This window comes from Rhodopirellula sp. SH410 (assembly GCF_055811895.1).
On the sequence record NZ_CM147949.1, the window covers coordinates 6,264,040 to 6,284,836 of the forward strand.

12 protein-coding genes are annotated in these 20,797 nt (G+C 58.6%); 3 read left to right on the forward strand and 9 right to left on the reverse strand.

Annotated elements, in window-relative coordinates; genetic code table 11:
• Window positions 1-234 precede the first annotated feature (234 nt).
• The 3 genes from SH410x_RS23015 to SH410x_RS23025 form a co-directional block, all read right to left on the reverse strand.
• On the reverse strand, window positions 235-603 hold the full coding sequence (locus SH410x_RS23015) for a DUF3127 domain-containing protein (RefSeq protein WP_473671107.1): 369 nt from the start codon (window positions 601-603) through the stop codon (window positions 235-237).
• 265 nt (window positions 604-868) lie between these two features.
• Window positions 869-1,981: a D-2-hydroxyacid dehydrogenase gene (locus tag SH410x_RS23020; protein ID WP_473671109.1), complete on the reverse strand. Its 1,113-nt coding sequence runs from the start codon at window positions 1,979-1,981 to the stop codon at window positions 869-871.
• 225 nt (window positions 1,982-2,206) lie between these two features.
• On the reverse strand, window positions 2,207-3,529 hold the full coding sequence (locus SH410x_RS23025) for an anti-sigma factor family protein (RefSeq protein WP_473671111.1): 1,323 nt from the start codon (window positions 3,527-3,529) through the stop codon (window positions 2,207-2,209).
• 739 nt (window positions 3,530-4,268) lie between these two features.
• On the opposite strand from SH410x_RS23025, the gene SH410x_RS23030 reads away from it, so the two are divergent.
• Together SH410x_RS23030 and SH410x_RS23035 are read left to right on the forward strand one after the other, a co-directional pair.
• Window positions 4,269-5,060, forward strand: a complete 792-nt coding sequence (locus tag SH410x_RS23030) for a methyltransferase domain-containing protein (protein WP_473677377.1) — start codon at window positions 4,269-4,271, stop codon at window positions 5,058-5,060.
• Between the two features lie 106 nt (window positions 5,061-5,166).
• Window positions 5,167-5,499 (forward strand): hypothetical protein, encoded by a 333-nt coding sequence (locus SH410x_RS23035; RefSeq protein WP_473671113.1) that lies wholly within the window; start codon window positions 5,167-5,169, stop codon window positions 5,497-5,499.
• Between the two features lie 119 nt (window positions 5,500-5,618).
• Here SH410x_RS23035 and pgsW read toward each other — a convergent pair whose 3' ends face one another.
• The 5 genes from pgsW to SH410x_RS23060 form a co-directional block, all read right to left on the reverse strand.
• Window positions 5,619-6,902: a poly-gamma-glutamate system protein gene (gene pgsW, locus SH410x_RS23040; protein ID WP_473671115.1), complete on the reverse strand. Its 1,284-nt coding sequence runs from the start codon at window positions 6,900-6,902 to the stop codon at window positions 5,619-5,621.
• A gap of 107 nt (window positions 6,903-7,009) precedes the next feature.
• A complete protein-coding gene (gene pgsC / locus SH410x_RS23045; protein WP_473671117.1) occupies window positions 7,010-7,516 on the reverse strand; it encodes a poly-gamma-glutamate biosynthesis protein PgsC in 507 nt (168 codons plus the stop codon).
• A gap of 1 nt (window position 7,517) precedes the next feature.
• A complete protein-coding gene (pgsB, locus tag SH410x_RS23050) occupies window positions 7,518-8,831 on the reverse strand; it encodes a poly-gamma-glutamate synthase PgsB (protein WP_473671119.1) in 1,314 nt (437 codons plus the stop codon).
• Window positions 8,832-9,484: 653 nt separating this feature from the next.
• Window positions 9,485-10,432, reverse strand: a complete 948-nt coding sequence (locus tag SH410x_RS23055; RefSeq protein ID WP_473671121.1) for a diacylglycerol/lipid kinase family protein — start codon at window positions 10,430-10,432, stop codon at window positions 9,485-9,487.
• A gap of 20 nt (window positions 10,433-10,452) precedes the next feature.
• Window positions 10,453-11,772 (reverse strand): BBP7 family outer membrane beta-barrel protein, encoded by a 1,320-nt coding sequence (locus SH410x_RS23060; RefSeq protein WP_473671123.1) that lies wholly within the window; start codon window positions 11,770-11,772, stop codon window positions 10,453-10,455.
• Window positions 11,773-12,178: 406 nt separating this feature from the next.
• Here SH410x_RS23060 and SH410x_RS23065 point away from each other — a divergent pair, with 406 nt between their 5' ends.
• A complete protein-coding gene (locus SH410x_RS23065) occupies window positions 12,179-18,409 on the forward strand; it encodes an alpha-2-macroglobulin family protein (RefSeq protein WP_473671125.1) in 6,231 nt (2,076 codons plus the stop codon).
• A gap of 905 nt (window positions 18,410-19,314) precedes the next feature.
• Here the strand turns inward: SH410x_RS23065 and hemQ are convergent.
• Complete coding sequence (hemQ, locus tag SH410x_RS23070) at window positions 19,315-20,124, reverse strand: hydrogen peroxide-dependent heme synthase (RefSeq protein WP_473677378.1); 810 nt, start codon at window positions 20,122-20,124, stop codon at window positions 19,315-19,317.
• Between the last annotated feature and the right edge of the window lie 673 nt (window positions 20,125-20,797).

Genomic DNA, 20,797 nt, shown 5'->3' on the forward strand with positions numbered 1-20,797 from the left:
CCGGTGCCTTACGGCACTCGGCTCAAAAGAGTGGCGCCGGCAAATAGGTGGGGGAAGTACGCGGCGGTACCCGGTGCCTTACGGCACTCGGCTCAAAAGAGTGGTGCCGGCAAATAGGCGGGGAAGTACGCGGCGGTACCCGGTGCCTTACGGCACTCGGCTCAAAAGAGTGGTGCCGACAAATAGGCGGGGAAGTACGCTCGCCGTCGGCAGCCCATTGCTTTCGAGGCGTTTTCAGAACGGTGCGTCGTCATCTTCGCCGCCCGCTTCGGCGAATGCGTCATTTGCCGAACCGCTCGATGTTGGCCCGTCACCGACGACCTGGTAGGTCAACGCTTCGAGATTGACGAAAAACTTGACCTCGCTGTCGGCATCCTTTTGCCAGCGTCGCCCGTTGAGCCGATAGACAATTTCGACTTCATCGCCTTTTTTCAATCCATCGACGGTATCGCAGGCGTCACGCGTGAATTCGACGGGGACATAGTTTGTGAAGCTGCCTTTATCCTGCTCCAGAACGACCATCCGCTTGCGAAACCCTTTCTGACCGTAGGTCTTGGTTTCTTCGATCATATGGACCACGCCACGTACTTTTGCGTCACTCATTGTTTACTCGATCATTTCGCCTGTCAGGATTATTTCACGCTCGGCTCGCCGCCGCCGTTTGCACCGACAGAGTGTAAACCTTTCGGCTGTGAGACTAAAGGGCGTCCCTGATCTCCGATGGTGACGGTCAGTCCGATCGAGCGATATGTCCGGTTGAATTCATCTACAAAAGACTCGGTTTCGGTTACCGGCATCACCAACGGCCCGACGGGGCGCTGCCCGTGGTGGACGACGGCGGGCGAGGCAATGGGCGGCCGATGGCTGCTCAAGATTCACCTCGGCCGTGTTCCGGAGCAGTGGTCGCAGAATTTGCCACAGCGTCCGAACCTGGCCCCGCGACTCGATACGATACGCTGGGGTGCGGAAACCCGAGAGTCTTGTCGACGCGGTTGAACAGCGGTGCGCCGGCGAAGTAACGTCGCAGATTGATACAAACCAAGTCCGTTGTGTCATCCACCCGCCGAATCGATTGGGCGCCCACGTGAGGCGTGATTAACACACGAGGATCTGTCCACAGTGGGCTGCTCGGCGGCAGCGGTTCGACCTCGGTCACATCGACGCCGACGCCTGCCAAATGCCCCTTCGACAATGCGGCGACCAGGGCGGTTTCGTTGACGACCGGGCCGCGCGCGACGTTGACGAAATACCCGCCGGGCTTCATCGCCGCAAACTGTTCGTCGCCGATACAGTGATGGGTGGACGCGTTCAGAGGCAGGGTCAAGATCACGATGTCCGACGCCGCAAACAGATCATTGATCCGGGCCGCGGGCCAGAGTTCGTCCACTTCGGGCGGCTGATTTTCGGGATAGAAATCGGTTGCGAGGATCCGCACGTCCCAAGGTCGGAGCATTTTAGCGATCTCGCGACCGTTGCCGCCCAAGCCCACGATGCCCACGGTCTTGCCCCGCAAATCGTCGGTCGGCCGCCGAATGAACTCGGGAATCTGCCGCGCTCGCTCGAATAATCCGATTCGGCGCAGCAAGCCCATTAGCAAGGCGAACGTTTGCTCAGCGACTTGGGGAGCAAACAGCCCCGACGCACTGCTGACGACGATTTCCGGTTCGGCAATCACGCCGGGCACGAGGCAGTGATCCAACCCCGCGGCAGATGACTGGATCCAACGCAGCCGTTTGGCCGCGAGGACGCGATCCCAGTCCACAGGCACTTTGGCGTGGCCGATGAAGATATCCGCCGTCGGCAACAACTCGTCCACACGCTCCTGCCCCGCGTCGACAACCTCGATCGCATGCTGGAGCGGAATGTTGGCGTCACGCTTCAATTCCAAAAGCGTTTGCTCGATTTGTCGTCGATGCCGAGCCTCCACCGGATAACACAATACGATCCGACGAATCGATTCAAAAGGTTGCTGCTTGATCATGCCATCGAAATGTTTGATTGGTAGGCGAAAAGTCCGAGGTGCATCCTAACAGAGAGCGCCCGATCCGCACGAGTATGACCTCGTGATCAATGTGGAGCACCGGACGCGGCAAGATGCCGCTGACTTGATCGTCGATGCCGCCCGTCGCTGGATCAAAAAATCCGGCGTGACCGCAACCAGAATGGCAGCGTGTGGCAGCATCCTCTGGAGATGATAGCCGATCCGCTACCGGACCAGAATCAAGACGGGCAGGAAAAAATCGTTGCCCGTGGTCGACAATGATTCCGCCTGCATGCCTTCTCCCCGACTCTGGATCGGCGTGAAGGCTTGGTCACCGAGCAATTCTCGGAAGGCAGCGAGTTCATCGCTGTCGCTGTTTTCCAGATCAAAACTCAGTGGACCTTCATGCTTGATCTGCGTCGCGTCGACGTGCGTCAACTCATTCGCCATTTGCAGCAGCGGTACATCGGTGACCATTTTCATCCCAACAGACTCCACCAATCGCTGATCCTGTTGCAAAGTCAAAAACATTCGATCGAGTTTTCTAGCGGATGCTTTCAAGAAGACGATCTGAAACTTCACATCTTCGTCAAACGTATCCGCTTGCTTTGCCGCCGCGATCACGTCGCGATTGACGGGCAGGCGTAACACGTCCTGCAGACCGGCTTGCCGCATCGCCTCACTCAACACATTCATCCGGCGTCCTTCGCGGCTCAGGCGTACTTCGTACACCGGCATCGCGAAAGTGAAAACCGAATTACCCGGCAATGACATCTCATCGCCAACAGACACCGACGCCGAACGATTCAACCGTCCGGCGGGAGCCGTCGTCGCAGCAATGGCCGCTGCCGACGACTGCGGCATCTCTTTTTCGCGAGGCGGCGTGCCCAGCGTTTTCTCAGCAGGATCAGCCGATGCCATCATCGACTCGCTCGCGATGTCGACCGCCTCGATATCGACGGCCTCGGGCTCTGCGGGCTTCTCCATCGACGAAGACGCGATGTGGGTGGACGGTCGCACCGGTGGCGGCTCCGGCAACTCACTGCGATCTACATCCGACGGCAGAGCCGGTTGATTTTGAGCGACCGTTCGATCGTCGTTGCCAAGTTGCCCGCCACGAAATGAGAGCGAGACCACCAGCAAAACGGCGGCGGCAACTGCAATCAATCCCATCACCAACGACACGCGATGCTGCTTCGGTGCAACGACGGGTTCCTCACGTCGCTGAACCGTAGCGGCCTGCGCCGTAGCGGTCTGCGCCGTAGCGGTTTCCGAAGCGTGGCGTTGACCGTCTGTCTGCAGTCCTCGGCGGCGGCTTTCGGCGAGCACGCGGCTGGCGAAATCGCTGCTCAGGCGAGGCCCCGCCGATTGCTGCGACGCAAACAGCCCCCGGAGGTCTTGACGATCCGATCGCATCGCATCAAATTGCGACTGCAGCGAGGGATTCTCCCGCATGCTCTGTTGCAACAGCTGCACATCGGCCTCGTCGAGACGGCCATCGAGATGGTCGCTGAGAAGTTGGTCGAAGTCGGGTTTGGGAGCTGACATGCTGTCGGGGTCTCAAAAGAATCAGTTAGACGATGCTGGGGTTTGGTTGCGCGGACGGGCTGGTTGACGTGGAGCATCGAATCACGGGCTTGAGTATCAACCGCTTTGGCGGCGTCGTGGGACTCACGACGAGGCCCCCCTTGCGCAGATCGGTGCTCTGACCATCCGTGTAAATCCGTGCCGATCCGTGGCTTAAAACGTGTCCGATGTCGTGCCACGAATGCACACCGGTTTGCGCGGTCGGCTTGCACATCTTTCGCGAGTTGATACTGTCTTGGCACTTCAACGCATCGTCTAACATGGTTTTGCCGCTGAGGCCCTACGGGCACGCCTACGTTGGTAATTCACCTTCCCCCAGCGTATCATTAGCTGTTCGCAATTCCACGCCGCTCGCTTCGGTCACCACCGGCGTCGGCAAAACCTCCCGTAGTGTGCGGCGAGCCGTGTCAGAGCAAATCCGTTCGCTCAGCTTCGTCGCGTGGCATCCGTGGGGCGGAAAAGTCGTCCGGCTTGGTTGACAAAAGTGAGATGAGTTGTACCCAAAAAAAGTTCCAAAAATAAGCGAAAACCCGATGGAACTTCTCGGTCCTGGGTCCGTACGGGCCGAAAAAGGCGAATTATTGCTGGCGTGCGTTAAAATAGCGTGCTCTATCTTGCCCCCTTCCACTCGCTGACGCAGGTTCCTTTGACCGTCGACCGCCAAGCCCTGCTCCGGGCCAACCGACAATGCTACCAGCAAATGACGGCCGCCGATTCGCCGCTATGCCGGATTGCCACGGATGCCGAACTGCGGGATCCCCTGCGAACCGTCGATGGCATCGGCTGGCTGGGGAAAAATATCCGCGGCTGGAACGTGCTCTGCCTGGCCGCAGGCGGGGGGCGACAAAGTTGTCTCTACGCCGCCGCAGGGGCGAACGTGACCGTCGTCGACCTCAGCCCCGCGATGCTGGAACTCGATCGCCAGGCCGCCGAGCGACACAAATTCAAAGTGCGATTGATCGAAGGCTCGATGGACGATCTGTCCATGCTGCCGAGGGCCGCCTTTGATCTCGTCATCCATCCCGTCAGCACCTGCTACGTGCCCGACATCGCAGCGGTCTACGCTCAGGTTGCCGCTGTCACACGCCCCGGCGGACTCTACGTCAGCCAGCACAAAACCCCGACGAGCCTCCAGTCATCAGCCCACCGCCGGGACGGACAGTTCACTTGGCTGCACGACTACTACCGAACCGATCCTGTGCCACCACCGGACCCATCGACGGCCGTCTCGCGACGATTGCGAGAAACCGGGGCCGTGGAGTTTCTACATCGCTGGGAACAGCTCATCGGAGGCATGTGTCGGGCCGGTTTCGTGGTCGAAGACATGATCGAGCCCAAGCATGCGACCCCGGACGCCGCACCGGATAGCTTCGCCGACCGCGGCTCGGTGATCGCCCCCTACGTCCGCATCAAAGCCCGCCGAATTGGTGGCCGTAGCGAACCGAAACCATCCGATCAAGACGAAAAACCCAACCTGTGGCTGCCCTCCTGACCATACGTGTCCACCCGGTGGCCAAGACTATGGATGTCGGTCATTGATCCATCGGGTCACTGATTCGCGTTTCCACTGATTCGTTCATCCACAGGGGGTACTTTTCGTGAACCAGTCATTCATCACCTATTACCGCGGCAACAAACAACTCCACACCAGCAAACTGAACGGTTTTCCCTTCGTGTCCTTCGGTGATCCGGTGGGCGAGGTCAATGGGGCAACTTGGTTCGATAGCGTTACGATTACCGTGGGCGGAAAACGCGAACGCGTTGTTACCACGAAAGATTTCGACGGCCCCGTCGCGATCTGCTTCGAAACAAAAGGCCAACCCCCGCGGTGGTTCGGCTTAGCTGAGTCGACGGCCCATCTCGGTAGTACCGAACTGAGCGGGCGGGATGGTGGACGGCAAGAGCCGTACGTGCAAGAGATCTCCGCTTAGGAACGAGCGGAAAAAAGTGGCCGAACGCTCCGCGGTCGGAATAGTCGACCGCGGAGCGTTCGACCACAATTTCAGACAATACGTTTCCGCTCGTTCCTTAGGCGATTGGCACTCGGCCGCTACACCATCCACTGTGGCTGGGACTTCGCATCTTCACCAAACCAACCACGTCGTTTGGCCGCGTCGACCAGACGGGCGGGCGGGCGGACGACGAGCAGTGTGGTCAGCATAATGAACAGGATACCAAGCACAGCGAGCGGACGACGCAGGTCCGCGATCGTGTAGACGCCACCCTCACCGGCGTGAATGACTTCCGTCGAGCAAATCGGCAATCCGTAGACCTCGGCCATTTTCACGACGTTGATCATATTGATCACCGGTACACCGGAGGCCAGAAACCGGGTCGCAACGCAATCTGTCGCTGCGGCTGCAGAGGATTCGCCCGTCGGATCGTCTTCGGTCACCACCCGTGCGGTCGCTGCGGGCTTTTCGCGGCCGATCCCGAGCAAGCGTCGTGGATTCATTTTCGACATCGGATAAATCAGGCCTTCACCGAGCACGTCGTTGCCGACGGTGCCGCCGACCGACGCGTCCCCGCCACCGACATTGATATAGACCGCATAGGTTTCATCTTCGACCGCTTGCGAATACACCAGCATGCGTCGCTCGATCGCGTCTTGGTCGCTTGCACTGTCCATCAACGGCAATCCACTGCGTTGGATCGAAGCATCGAGTAACGCCAAGGTGTCTTCACTCATCCCTGCCGCACGATCTTGAAAACCACCTCGTGAAACCATCTCGCTGCGATGATGGATGATGCCTTGATCAAAGAGAAGTTTCTCCATGTCCGGCCACATCATGTCGGGCGAGTTGGCACCAAACTGACTCGATGCCGCACTGCTGATGATGACGGGCCGCAGGTCCATTGCTTCGGCAGCAGCGTACACCGCGATATCCAACGCTGGAAAGGATCCCGTGCAGCCGATCGCAATCCGATCTCCCGGGCGAACGCCCGCGTCGACCAGCAGTCGCATGGCGACGGCAGCGAAGTTCGGGTTGACGCTCGTTAGTTTTGCGTCCAAGTGTCCCGGCAAGCTCGTAACCATCGACATGGACGGGCCGACCATACCGGTGTTGGCCGGATCATGGACTTTCAGCAGCCGATGACCGAGCAGCACGCGTTGGCAGTGAATGGCCTCGAATGCTTGCGCCGTTTGCTCGGACGCCCGCAGCATGCGTTCCTCCAGATCGGGGACATGCATCGCCCTACCGGCTAGTCTTTCGAGTCCCCGCGAACGACTCGGTGCATGCCGCAGCGAGATCACTACCGCGACGGACAGTGCCGCGAGAAACAACAGCGATGCCGAGGATATTTTCTGCGGCCGATAATACAGCTTTTTCATGGTTCGTTACTGGGAAGCGCGGTCCGATAAACGTGGGCGAGAATGAGGTTCGGACGGAGACACACATACCGACGCATCTAGCGTCGAAAAGACGACAGGCGGGGGCATCAGGCCAAGTGGGTGACCCCCAAGGCAACAAGCGTCAGATACACCAGTGAGGTTGCGATGATGAGCGGTGAGAGTGTTTGCACAACACCGCTGCGGGCGATCCACAAAGCGACCAGCCCAGGGATCACGAAGCCGATCACAGTCATGCTATGCATCCACGCCAGCGAACTCGCTGGATCGCCAGCCGTGCCGCCCACCAGCGACATGCTGATGCTCGGCCACACCATCTCGAGGGCCCCCCGCAGCGTGGCCGCGACCGCAAACCCAAACACCATGGTCAACACCACGCGGCGACGGCCGAACAAGATCGCATAGCGATCAATCTCATGGACTAACCATGCCGTCAGCAAGGCTGCCAGAATCGTTGCGATGACTGTCAGCGGTTGATCGAACGAGAGCGCCAAGTAACCCGGCACAATCATCCCGCCAACGCTCAGCCCGAACGCCTCGGTAAACAGCAAACTAACGACCAAACCAATTCCAATTGACAGGGCGAGCCATTCCATTTCAGACCATCTCCAATACACGAGCGGGGGCTGATGCAGGCGATTCGTAGCGTTCCCAACCTTCCTTCTGCTCGAAAAAATCTGCCAATGCCATTCCCGGGCCAGCAATATTCCCGACGCCCATTAGCAGCATGTCCGCACCTGAGCGTTGAGCAACCGCCGTGGTCGCCATCGCCTCATCACGAGCGGGTGCACGTTTGGCCGCCTCGGCCGCAAACGACTCCAACAGCATCGTGACGACTTCATCACCCATGGCGTTGCCCAGGCAAAGTATCCGATTTTGGTCGATGCCCCCCTTGAGCAGTCGCCGCAGGAAGACATCCGTTCCCGAACCGATGATCACGACCCGGTCATAGGCTCGCCAGTCGACACAGGCATTGGCCATCGTCACCGAGCGGTCGATGCGGTCAACACGGCAATTCATCACCAAGACGCGGCGTGTCACACCGGGGAAGTAGTCATAGGCGGCATCCCAGATGCGAGTCGTCGACTCAGGATCATTCGCGGCGAATGCATTGACAAAGTGCCACGAGTCACCCCGCACGGTTTGCTGGTGGACACGCATCGCACCGGGGTCAGGCTCGGCGGCCCACATCCCCTGCAGTGCCACGTGCCGAGCGACGCCCAACTGCGCACAGACGGCGAGCGACAGGGCGACGTTCTCAGCATGCTCCAGGTATGAAAACTGAGCGAGTTCCTCCGGCGTGATCGCAGCGGAATCGGCGGCCGTCATGTTCGTCAGTGTCGAACCACGGTCGGCACACGCTTCCTCCATCACCTGCAGCGAGTCGGCACGGTCTTCAGCCGTCAACAGCGTCCCACCGACCGGCACCGTCGCCGAGAGCGCCCGAGCCACATCCAGCCTCGTGGGCCCCATGACATCAAGGTGATCGGCCCGAGCATTGGTAATCACACCGTGCGTCGAGCGAACCAGCTTCAACTCGCAAACCGATTGCAACAACGGCTGCAGCGCCATGCACTCGATCACGAGCGCTTCGGCACCCTCAGCAACCGCGGTTTTGACGATCCGTTTTTGCTCGATCACGTTGGCGCGATCCGGCCGGAAAATCGGCAACTCACGCCCGTCATCGAAAATCATTCTCGCCAGCGTTCCGGTGGTTTTGGCGCAGGTGCGTATCCCACCTGCCCGCAATCCTGCAGCGATCAGTCGCGTCACCGACGACTTGCCACGGGTTCCATTGACGTGAATTCGATACGGAATTTTCTTGAGTTGGCGGTGGTACCACCACGCTTCTAAAAGGGCTACCGAACCAACGATGGCGGCGACTGCCACCAATGCTACCAAGCCGTTCACTGACCGTTCTCTTACAATTTGAGGAGAAACCTGGTCGCTCGACGATTGCCTACATAGGCATATGGGGAAAACCGAGCGACGTATGCGCGACAGATCCAATGACCATGCTGCAGTCCAGCAGCTGATCCATGAGTGGTTTTTAAATAGCGCCGAACTTCGTCATCGCAGTGCTACGAGCCAATCTCATCTGTCCATCACGCGATGGATAAGACTTTGACCGACACGCAAAAACTGGGCCGATGGGAAGGGGCGTCTTTTGATTGCTGGGAAAAGGTCGACAAACTGAGTCAGCAACGCTCAAAGCCATGTTCGTCGATATCGTGAAGATTATTCCCTGTGTTCGGTTGAAGTAAAGAGTCATCCGCAAGAATTCTCTTTCAAACGAACAAAGTAATTTTCACGGCCACTGAAACCTCCCAATGGTGCCGTCGGTATCGCAACGGCAACTCGTCGCCTCTGATCTACGACGTCCGCCGATCCACGCCAATTTGAGTTTCTCGATAATCGGGCTGTCGTGGGGATGAGCCGAGTCGCGTCAGCGGCCGCGCACCGATTAACTCCCCTAAGCCGAGTCGTCTAAGCGGTCGGGTGTAACGCGTTACGCGATGCCCTGCGGCATGCGAGTCATCGCTTCGCCACCCGGATCGCTGCGGTCATCGCCCGGTGGCAACGGGGGGTGATAAAAGTGTCACACGGCCAGGCAAAACCTCAATTTGCACCGGAAGTCGTCCCGCGTAATCGCCGTCAACCTGATATGGCACCCGGGTGGGCGACGTCCAAACCGCTGTCCGAAACCGGCGGCGGGCCACATCGTGATGGCCTAAGTGCCAACCCAGCCGAATTCGCAAAAAGTAGTTCAGTCCGTTCCACAAAAACCCCTTCCGCAACGCGATTCGGTCGAGCAATCCATCATCACTCTTGGCACCTGGCTCGATGTCCAAACCACCACCGTAGCGGGGCAGGTTGAATGCCATCATCCAGCATGCCGAGCTGGTGGACTCTTTTCCATCAACCGCCGTTTCCCGAGATGTGATCAAAGGATAGGCGTACTTCGCGATGGCTCGCAGAATGGGGCGGGCATAGCTCCACCGCGTGATGTGACCGCGGCGAGTCAGATGCATGCCGCGAACGACCTCCGCATCCATCCCCGCCGAGACCATCACGAGGAATAATCGTCCGTTGGCCAATCCCGCATCGATCACCAACGGTTCGTTCCGCTCGATGCTAGCGAACACCGCTGTGGCGCGACACGCATACCCAAAGTACCGTGCGAGCAAGTTTTCCGTTCCCATCGGCATCGGCACGATTGGGATTTTGCTGGGCAGATTCTGCGCCACCAAGGCGAGCGTCCCATCGCCGCCCGCGGCGACAACTGCAAATCGCTGAGTCGATCGAGATTCGTCGGCGACGCGGTCACGCAGCGCCGCGATGCTGTGAGTGACGTGCACGCTGATCGAAGCAGCCCGTAAGTTTTCAACGAGCAAATCGATTTCGTGGCGTCCCTGGCCGCGGCCAGCTTTGGGAGACGCACAGATCCAGACCTCGTCGATGCGTCGATCCGCGTCAACTGGTTCGAGCGAAGGGGAATGTGGTAGCCTCATCGGAGACATCTTACACATGCTTAGAATTGCAGTTGCATGCCGAGGCTCAGACCATGGGCGTAGTAATCGCTTTCAACAAATCGGAACTGCGGACGGTGTGATCCCGTCAGCGGGGTGACCGGTGGTGCTAGCAGATTGGTATTCACGTCCATATCGATTTGATCGCCGGCACGAACGACCGCAGGCAGATAGACGACGGTGTAGCCAACGGTGGCATGCATCCAGTCAAAAATTCGCACGCCCAGGTTCAGTCCTAATTCGGGGATCATCGTGAACTGGTTCCGCTCAAACGAACCGGAGTTGAATTGCTGAGCGAGTAGCCCTCCCGGGTAATTCGTGGTGGTGCCGTACTGAGTCAGTGACGTCGAACCACCGATCCCCACGGATTGCTTGTTCTGGCCGACCGCGACACGGAGTAGAGATTCCAACCAGACACGTTTCATATTGGCTTGGTAGGCCACTCCCAACTGCAGCCCGTTGAACTCGTTCTTGGTGTTGAACTGATCGTTCAACTGCACCGTCCCCAGAGCCCCCGGAACAAACGATTCGCTCGACTCGGAGATCGACAACTGATCTTCCAATTGCATATGTCGGTATCCGACGACCCAGTCCACCCGATCCGAGTTGCTGCACGAGGTGCAGTTTCCACCGCAGGTCGGACACAGCGACGCGCGACCCGCCAGCATCGCAGAGCGAAGGCTGCTCGACGATGTGATTGCCAAATTGCCGGCGAAGGTCTTGGGGAAATTGATCAGCTGAGCGGTTTCGCGGTCCTTGGTCATGTCAAAAAAGGGCCTCGCGAGAATGTCGTAACTGCTGCCGCCCGAAAATCCATCGTTCTGGTCGGTGAGCCCGAAGTACTCACCTTCGATGCCGACCGCCGCCGAGGGCGTGAAGTAGAACCCACCCTTGAGCCGCAGACCGTCCGTGTATCCACCGTTGATTTCCGTACCACCGAACAGCACACTCGTCGAATCAAAACCGAGAATCCCTGCCTCGACCTGGGGTGTCCCCGCGGGGCTGGTCGTGGCCAAAGGAGGCGTGTTCATGCCCTGGGTCATCCAATACAAATATTCCGCTCGGAACCATAGCCGATCGCTCGGCTGCATTGACCCTGAATACCCCATCGAACTCGGGGAGCCGAGCCACGTCGCTGGAGGCGCAAAGACATTCGTCGTCCCACCCGAGTAGCCGCCCGTCGCATAAGGGTCCATTGCGGGGGCCTGAGCGACCGCGTTAGCTTGCCACAGAATCGCCAGCAGGCACACGGCGACCAACCTTGCTTCCACGATGGGCAAGCGAAAAAACAGGGGGCGATTGTCGAGGGTTGAATTTGGCACCGGATCAGACTTTGGAGTTTTTTTTAAGAATCACTCAAGATTTCTTTCGTAACTTCCGCAGCATTCGGATTTTCTCCAACCGGTGTCAAGATCAGTCCGAGCCGAAAGGGGAACCCACGTTCACCCCGTCCGTTACCCGCCACGATCTCGAAGGGAATGAAGCGATTTCAGGAGCGCGTGAAACAGGACGGTCTGAATTTGCGTCTGAAGATGCGGTCGACCGCTCCGCGGCCGACAATTCTGACCGTAGAACGTTCGGCCGCGGTTCCTTTCCCTGGGCCATCTCCCCTCGGAAATGTTTTTCTTGCGAATCTGCCTAATGAACTTGCCGCTGAATCGTTATCTTGAAAGCACATGTCCGTGTGCACCTCCTCCACTATCTTGTCTCCCCCGTGAAAAGTCTTCCATGAATGCTCGTTGTGGTCTGATCGGCGCCTTCGTTTCGCTCGCATTTCTCCTCGCTCTGCTCGCCCCCACCCAGCTCATGACCACGAATGCTGCCCCGCCTCCGGACCCATCCGGCTGGAAACCGATCCAGGATGCGATCCAATCAGGATTGCCGAAGACAGCCATCGAGGAAATCGAAAAACAACTTCCCCTTGCGATTGAGCGAAAGGATGACGGACTCGTCGTTCGCTTTCTCGCCACCCGGGCCACGCTCGACGGGCAACTCGAGGGCCGCGACGAAGTGCACCGGATCGTCAAACTGCAAGCCGATCTGGACACCGCGCCCGCCTCGACCCGGCCTGTCCTGAAAGCCATTCTCGCCAACTGGTTCTGGAGCTTCTACCAACAAAACCAATGGAGATTCCAGAACCGCACGGAGATCGATCCGCAGATGATCGATGCCGCCACACCGGTCATGATCAAATCCGCTGAAGACATCTCAACGTGGACCCGCAACCGCATCATCGCGCAAGCAGCGGCCTTGTTCGAAGCGGCGTTGAACGCCGAGGACGGCAGTGTGGAAACGCTCCAGCAGACACCCATCGGCAACTACGACGACTTGCTCGTCAAGGGCTCGGCCCCAGACAATTACCGCCCGACGCTCTACGATTTCGTGGTTGCTGACACGATTGATTTCTATACCGATGCCAATAGCACCTACGCCGGCCCTGCCGACCGTTTTGAATTGGCTGCTGACTCGCCGATTTTTGAAAATGTCGACCAGTTCATCGCCTGGCAGATTCCTGACGCAGACGCCCACTCCCCGCTGCGGCGAGCTACAGCGCTCTATCAAAACTGGCTCGCCTTCCACAACAGCGACGACGATTCCTCGGCGTTGATCAACACCGACCTAAACCGCCTGGAATTCGCTCACGCACACGCTGTCGGTGATGTCGACGACGACCGATATCGCGAAGCCCTGAAGTCGTTCGTGGTTCGCAATGGCAAGAGTCCGATCTCGACCCGAGCCCAGTTTCATCTCGCCACTCTCGCTCAGCAAAATGACGATCTCGTCCTCGCCCACTCGATCGCTCAGTCCGCAATCGACGCCCACCCCAAAAGTTTTGGTGCCACTCAGTGCCGCGTGCTGATCGAGCAGATCGAAGCCCCTTCGATTCAGATCGCTACCGAACAAGTCTGGAATCCGGAACTGAATGAATCCGCCCTGGCCAAGATCGATGTGAAGTATCGCAACACCACAAACGTCTACTTTCGGTTGGTGGCACTCGACTACGAATCGCTGCGGAAATCGGGCCAGCAAGCGAACTATCTCAATCAGAGTCAACGGCTCGATTTGGTGGCGAGAAAGCCCCTTGCCGCTTGGTCGGCTGAACTGTCCGCCACGAATGATTTTCGTGATCGCACGGAGCATCTGCCCGCCAACGTGAACGTACCTCGCGGTGCCTACTACCTGATTGCGAGCACGTCTGAAAAATTCCCCATCGAAGCAGGGTTCACCGCCCTGACGGACGTTTGGGTCACTGGTTTATCGATGATCGTGGAAATTCAGCATAAAGATCGCGACATTGTCGGATACCTCGTCGACGGACGTAGCGGCAATCCCGTCAGCGGCGCTTCCATCGACGTCTGGGCACGCCAACAAACCAACCGTGGTCGCCAAGACGCAGCCAAACAAGCCACTCTCCAAACGGATGAGCGGGGGCGTTTCGAATTCGACAGCAACGAACTCCGCGACGTCAACTTTTTGGCCACGCGCGGCGAAGATCAGTTGTGGTCCCAGTCCTACACAAACTATCGCTTCCACCAAAACAACAACGACAACGACGTCACACGTAGTTTCTTCTTTACCGACCGATCGATTTATCGCCCCGGTCAAGTCGTGCGTTACAAAGTCATCTCCACTCGCTCGAACCCAACCACCAACCAGTACCACGTTTCCGCCGATGAACCCCTCACGGTGGAATTGCTCGACGCCAACGGCAAAGTTGTTTCTACCGCGAAACATCAATCCAACAAGTTGGGCAGTTGCCATGGGAGCTTCAACCTTCCCACCGGCGGTTTGACTGGCCAGATGGTGCTCCGCACGACCGGCCCCTTCGGTGGCTCCGCATCGATCCGTGTCGAAGAATACAAACGCCCCAAATTCGAAGTCAAAATCGACGCGCCCGCGGATCCTGTGAGATTGGGCGACCCCGTCACGCTCACCGGGCACGCAACCGCATACACCTCGGCGCCGATCGATAGTGCAAAGGTTAGCTACCGGGTCGTTCGCAAAACACAATTCCCGCCCTGGTGGGGATTCCGCTGTTGGTGGATGCCGCCTTCGCCCGCCCCTGAGCAAACGATCGCCGAAGGCACGACCACGACGGACGAACTCGGCAAGTTTTCAGTGACGTTCGACGCGGTCCCCGACCAATCCGTCGATCGCGAGAGCGAGCCCAAATTCCGCTACGAAATCACCGCGGACGTGACCGATACCACGGGCGAGACCCGCGACGCGGCCACCACGGTGTTGGTCGGGTACACGACGATGGACGCCGCACTGAGCACATCGCAGACAAGCTGGTTAACCGACGCAAAACCGATTGAAGTGAACGTCGCAACGAAAACGTTGCAGGGCGACCCGGTCTCAGCGAAAGTCAAGGTCGACGTCTACTCACTCAAAAAACCTGATCAGATCGGCCGAAAACGGCTCGACAATTCGATTGCGTGGGACCGCATCGATGCCCACCCCGGTCAGCTCGATGCCGGACAGGACGAAGTCCGCGCCGATGAACCCAACTCCTGGGCCACCGACAAAGTCGTCAAAACGGTCGAGTTGACCACGGACGAATCGGGCAGTGCCCGTTTCGACGTTGAACTCGGTGCGGGAAACTTCCGTGCCGTGCTGTCGGCATCCGACGCAGCCGGCAACAACGTCACAGCCATCCTACCGTTGCAGGTGATCGATCCGGATGCCGACCAATGCGAACTGGCGATCGCGAACGTGTTCGCCGTTGAGAAAAACTCGTACGAACCGGGCGAAACCTTTCGAGCGGTTTGGGGCAGCGGCTACGACTCCGCTCGCGCCCTCGTCGAAGTCACGCATCGTGGCAAAACATTGCAACGATTCTGGACACCGAAAAACCAAACCCAAATAGAAATCAAACAGGACATCGACGAGTCCATGCGGGGCGGGTTCAACGTGCGGGTATGGATGGCCCGCGAGAACCGCTTGTACGTCAACGACACCCACGTCAACGTGCCCTGGTCCAACAAAGAACTCAAGATTCGCTGGGAGCACTTTGTCTCCAAACTCAAGCCTGGTCAACAAGAGACCTGGACCGCTGTCATTGAAGACCCATCGGGTCCATCAACTGGTGATGGCGAAGTTGCCATCCGACGGGCCGCTGAAATGGTCGCGACACTCTATGACGCGTCTCTGGACGCCTTCACGCCGCACGGATTCCCAAGTGGATTCGGGCTGTTTTATCACGACAACACGTACACGTCCGTCAACGACCAGAACCGCTGGGACCACCTGCAACAGATCTCAACGGGGCAACACTATGGATCGGGAGTCGGTCAGCTGACGTATCGCCAGTACCCGCCGGAACTGCAGGGCCAGGCTGCCTTTAGGGGCCGGATGATGAGAAAAGGCGGTCGGGCGATGCCAATGATGATGATGGCCGACGGAGCCATGCCGCCTGCTGCTCCGATGATGATGTCCAGGAGTGCGGCGACTGCTGAAGAGAGCGTCGAGTCATTCGCATTGCAAGACAGCGACAGTGCCGCAGGAGAACCGCCAGCGGACAAGAAAGAAGTTGACCTCTCGGATGTCTCACCCCGCAAAAACCTCAACGAGACCGCGTTCTTCTTCCCCGAACTGATCGCTGACGACCAGGGTGTTGTGAAGATGAACTTTACCATGCCCGAGGCCCTGACGCGGTGGCAGTTCATTGGGTTCGCACATACCGCGGACCTCGCCGGTGGTGTGCTCCGCGATACCGCTGTGACCAGCAAGGACCTGATGGTCCAGCCCAACCCGCCCCGTGTACTGCGTGAAGGCGACGAAATCGAAATCACGGTGAAGGTCACCAACCAATCGCCATCGGTGCAGAGCGGTACCGTCGCGTTGCAGTTCTCCAGTGCCCGCACCGGAGACAGCGTTGACGATAAGCTCGACAATGTCCACGTGCGTCAGTCATTCGAGATTCCCGCTGGCCGCTCACAATCGTTCTCTTGGCCAATCCGTGTCCCAGATGGAATCGGTTACCTGACGTACAAAGCCGTCGGCTCGACGGGCCGGTTGTCCGACGGCGAGGAAGGGTACTTGCCCGTTCTATCGCGCAGCATCCTGGTTCAGGAATCAATCGCTCTGCCGATCGACGGTAAAGAGACCAAGACGTTCACGCTCGAGAAACTCGCCGACCTCGACCCGAAAACCAGCTCCATCCGCAGTGAGTCGCTGACCGTGCAGATGACCTCAAACCCAGCTTGGTACGCCGTCATGGCGCTGCCGTACCTGATGGATTACCCATACGAATGTAGCGAGCAGACGTTCAATCGACTCTACGCCAACCTATTGGCGAGACACATCGCGACGTCGGATCCCAACATCGAACGCGTGTTCAATACCTGGCGTCATCAACCGCTGCCGTCCAAGGGATCTGACCGCGCGCGTGATGCGCTCGCCTCACCACTGCAACAGAACGAAGAACTCTCTTCGATCGCGCTAACGGAAACACCGTGGGTTCTCGAGGCCGAGTCGGAAGCCGAGGCTCGCCGGAACGTGGGCATTCTGTTTGATCAAAACCGAGTCAACGATCAAGTCCAACGACTGACTCAGCGGCTGACCGATGTCCAAGCCGACGACGGCAGTTGGCCGTGGTTCCCCGGTGGCCGATCGAACTCGTTCATCACCCTCTACATCGCGACGGGCTACGGTCGACTGCGGCACCTCGGTGCGGATGTCGATGCATCGCCCGCCATTCGTGCACTCGCTCACTTGGATGCCTTTTCCAAGAAGATGTATGACGACATCAAACCGGGCGATCGCGAGCACAACCATCTGTCGAACACGATTGCGCTGTATCTCTACGGTCGCAGCTTCTTCCTCAAAGACGCGGACGTTGCCGCTGACGCGAAACCGGCTCTGAATTACTGGCTCGATCAAGCTGCCGAGCATTGGCTGACTCTCCCTCGTATGAGCGAAGCACATGTGGCGGTAGCGTTGAAGCGATTTGGTCGTGCCCCAGACGCCGCTGGAATCGTCAAATCATTGGATGAACGCAGTGTGACAGATGACACGGGCATGCACTGGAACGATGAAGTGCGTGGTTGGTTCTGGTACCAGGCCGACATCGAAACCCAGGCGATGATGATCGAAATGTTCGATGAGGTTGCCAACAATCAAGCCGCTGTGGAATCGTGCAAGGCATGGCTGCTTCGCCAAAAGGAAACTCGCTCCTGGGAAACCACCAAGGCCACCGCGGATGCCGTCTACGCGTTGCTATTGCGGGGCGTCGATCTGCTCGCCGACCAAACACTGGTCGACGTGAAGGTTGGCGAACAAGCCGTCGAGCAGCAGAACGTGGAAGCGGGAACCGGTTTTTATGAACAGCGATTCACCGCGGCGGAAATCACACCGGCGATGGGCTCGATCACGGTGACCAAGACCACCCCGGGCATTGCTTGGGGCGGTGTGCACTGGTCGTTCTTCCAGAATGTTGAGGACGTGACCCCACATGAAGGCACGCCGCTGGAGATTGAAAAACAGCTCTTCGTCGTCCGCAGTACCCCGAGCGGCGAAGTCCTACGTCCGATTGTCAAAGGACTCGTGGCCGGCGACGGTGATGAATCAAAGTCGGGCAACAACGTGGATATCGATGGCTCGCCCATCAAAGTCGGCGATGAGATTGTCTCCCGTCTGATCGTTCGCACCTCACGGGCAATGGAGTTCATTCATCTGAAAGACTCTCGCGGCAGCGGCACCGAACCGACCAACGTTCTCTCAGGCTATCGCTGGCAAGATGGAATGGGTTACTACCAAAGCACCCGTGACGCCGCCGAGCACTTCTTCATCGATGACTTGCCCAAGGGTACCTACGTGCTCGAGTCGAGAAGCCGGGTGCAGCTGAAAGGTCGGTATCAAAGTGGTCTCGCGACGATCGAGTCCATGTACGCTCCCCAATACAACAGTCACAGCGAAAGCTATCTGATGAAGGTGGGAAAACAGCAACGCGACTAGCGACGGGTTGATTTCTTGAGCCGAGTCGCGTGAGCGGCCGCGTGCCGGGTGCCGGGTGGTACCCGATGCCTCACGGCATTCGGATCAATATTGCCGCGCGAAATCGTTGACCGGGCTGCGGATGGATTGAGCCGAGTCGCGTGAGCGGCCGGGTGCCGGGTGCTACCCGATGCCTCACGGCATTCGGCTCAATATTGCCGCGCGAAATCGTTGACCGGGCTGCGGATGGAATGAGCCGAGTCGCGTGAGCGGCCGCGTGCCGGGTGCCGGGTGGTACCCGATGCCTCACGGCATTCGGATCAATTTTGCCGCGCGAAATCGTTGACCGGGCTGCGGATGGATTGAGCCGAGTCGCGTGAGCGGCCGGGTGCCGGGTGGTACCCGATGCCTCACGGCATTCGGATCAATATTGCCGCGCGAAATCGTTGGCCGGGCTGCGGATGGAATGAGCCGAGTCGCGTGAGCGGCCGGGTGCCGGGTGGTACCCGATGCCTCACGGCATTCGGATCAATATTGCCGCGCGAAATCGTTGGCCGGGCTGCGGATGGATTGAGCCGAGTCGCGTGAGCGGCCGGGTGCCGGGTGATACCCGATGCCTCACGGCATTCGGATCAATATTGCCGCGCGAAATCGTTGGCCGGGCTGCGGATGGATTGAGCCGAGTCGCGTGAGCGGCCGGGTGGTACCCGATGCCTCACGGCATTCGGCTCAATCAACAGCCTGCTAGCCGTCGCGGAGCGACAGTAGCCGCCGGGCGGAAATAAAAACGCAGTGGATCGATTCACCCGCCCGCGGTGGAGAAGCCACCCGCTACGGGGCCGAGGAGGGCGGATGCTGTGTTCCCATCAAATGAATTATTGATTGCCGAAACCCAGCATCTGGTGACTGATGATCCGATGCGGGGCTCAGCCCGCCATCCGGCAATGTTCCAAGATTTCTTTGCCGTCGGCGCGATAACCGACGAAGAAGGGCCCGAATTCGCCGTACTTGGCACTCGCTTCGTCAAATCGCATCTTGTAGACGATCTCTTTGAGGTATTCAGGATTGCGCCCCCATAACGTGACCATCCACTCCCAATTATCCAGCCCGACGCCAACAGAAATCAGTTGGCTGACTTTGCCCGCGAATGCCATCCCGCTCTGAGCATGCTCGGCCATCATCTGGTTGCGTGAACTGAACGGTTCGGTAAACCAGTTCGCCCCTGGTACTCGGCTTTTGTTCATCGGATAAAAGCACGCTGCCGGCCAGTCGGGAATGTCGGGTTGCAGGCGATTGCGGTTCATCATCGGCAGGCGGCGTTCATAGGCGCTGACTTTCGCAGCCAGTTCGGGCGAGTCGGGTTCGCCACCCTGACGGATCAAACGATCGCGATACGCCTCGACCGAAGGTACATACTCACTGACTTCACTCACCGAGGTAAACGACCATACCGGCTCGATCCAACGACCGATTCCCGGGGCGAGCAGCGACTGATGAATCGCGTCGACTTTTCCAGGATGCGGATCCATCACGACGACACCGAAATCGGCTTCATGACCACTGGTCCAATAAGATGCGAGTCGCTCGGGCATACGATCATCGCTCGGGGCGAGCGCCGCACAGAACTGCTCGCAGACCTCAGGCGACAATGGCGCGTCGAGTTGATCGCGGCGGAATCGGTAGAAAAAATGCCCCACATGCCAACCCTGCTCGGGGATCATCGATGGTTCGGGCAGAGACGCATGCGGCCGCACCCCTGGAGGCGGGCCTCCCGCTGAGGGGGCGTGCGTGGATGCTGGTCGTCCAGAGGGAGCTGGATTGGCGGGTTGATCAGTCATGGTTTTGGCTCCGCAGGTGGGTTGGGGGCAGGTAGAGGACAACGTGCTTTGTACCGTTTCAGACATTGTGGCGCAAGCCGGCGATCGGTTTCGCTCTCGCAGCTCGGAACGATGCCCCCCGAGCGAGCAGATCGATCCTCGGACCGGATGAGGATGCCACGCCCCGTCTGCTCAAACACGACACTCGGTCACAGCTCGGATTTTACATATTCGTACCCAGCGATAGAAATCATTCCCGTCTTCCTCTATCCTCCACGCTGCGTGGAGAACCGGATTGGCCGGGAGCAGGGGGCGATTCCGCAAATATCGGCGTTTTGCATCATCGTCAAGCAGCCCGACAAAAATTCTCAAAAAAACATCCCGGACATGCGACGTTCTGGCACGCCGCGTCAATATCTGCGGGCCGGTGCCCTCAGCCACACAGGCAATTGATAGTGGAAGCCATCGGCACGCTGCGCGGGTCGGCGCGGGTCTCACGCAATTTGTGACCCATGATTGAAAGCGTCATTCGACGTTGACCGATCGTAGCAGGCGGCTAATATCCGCTACAAAACTAATAAGTTTCGAGAAT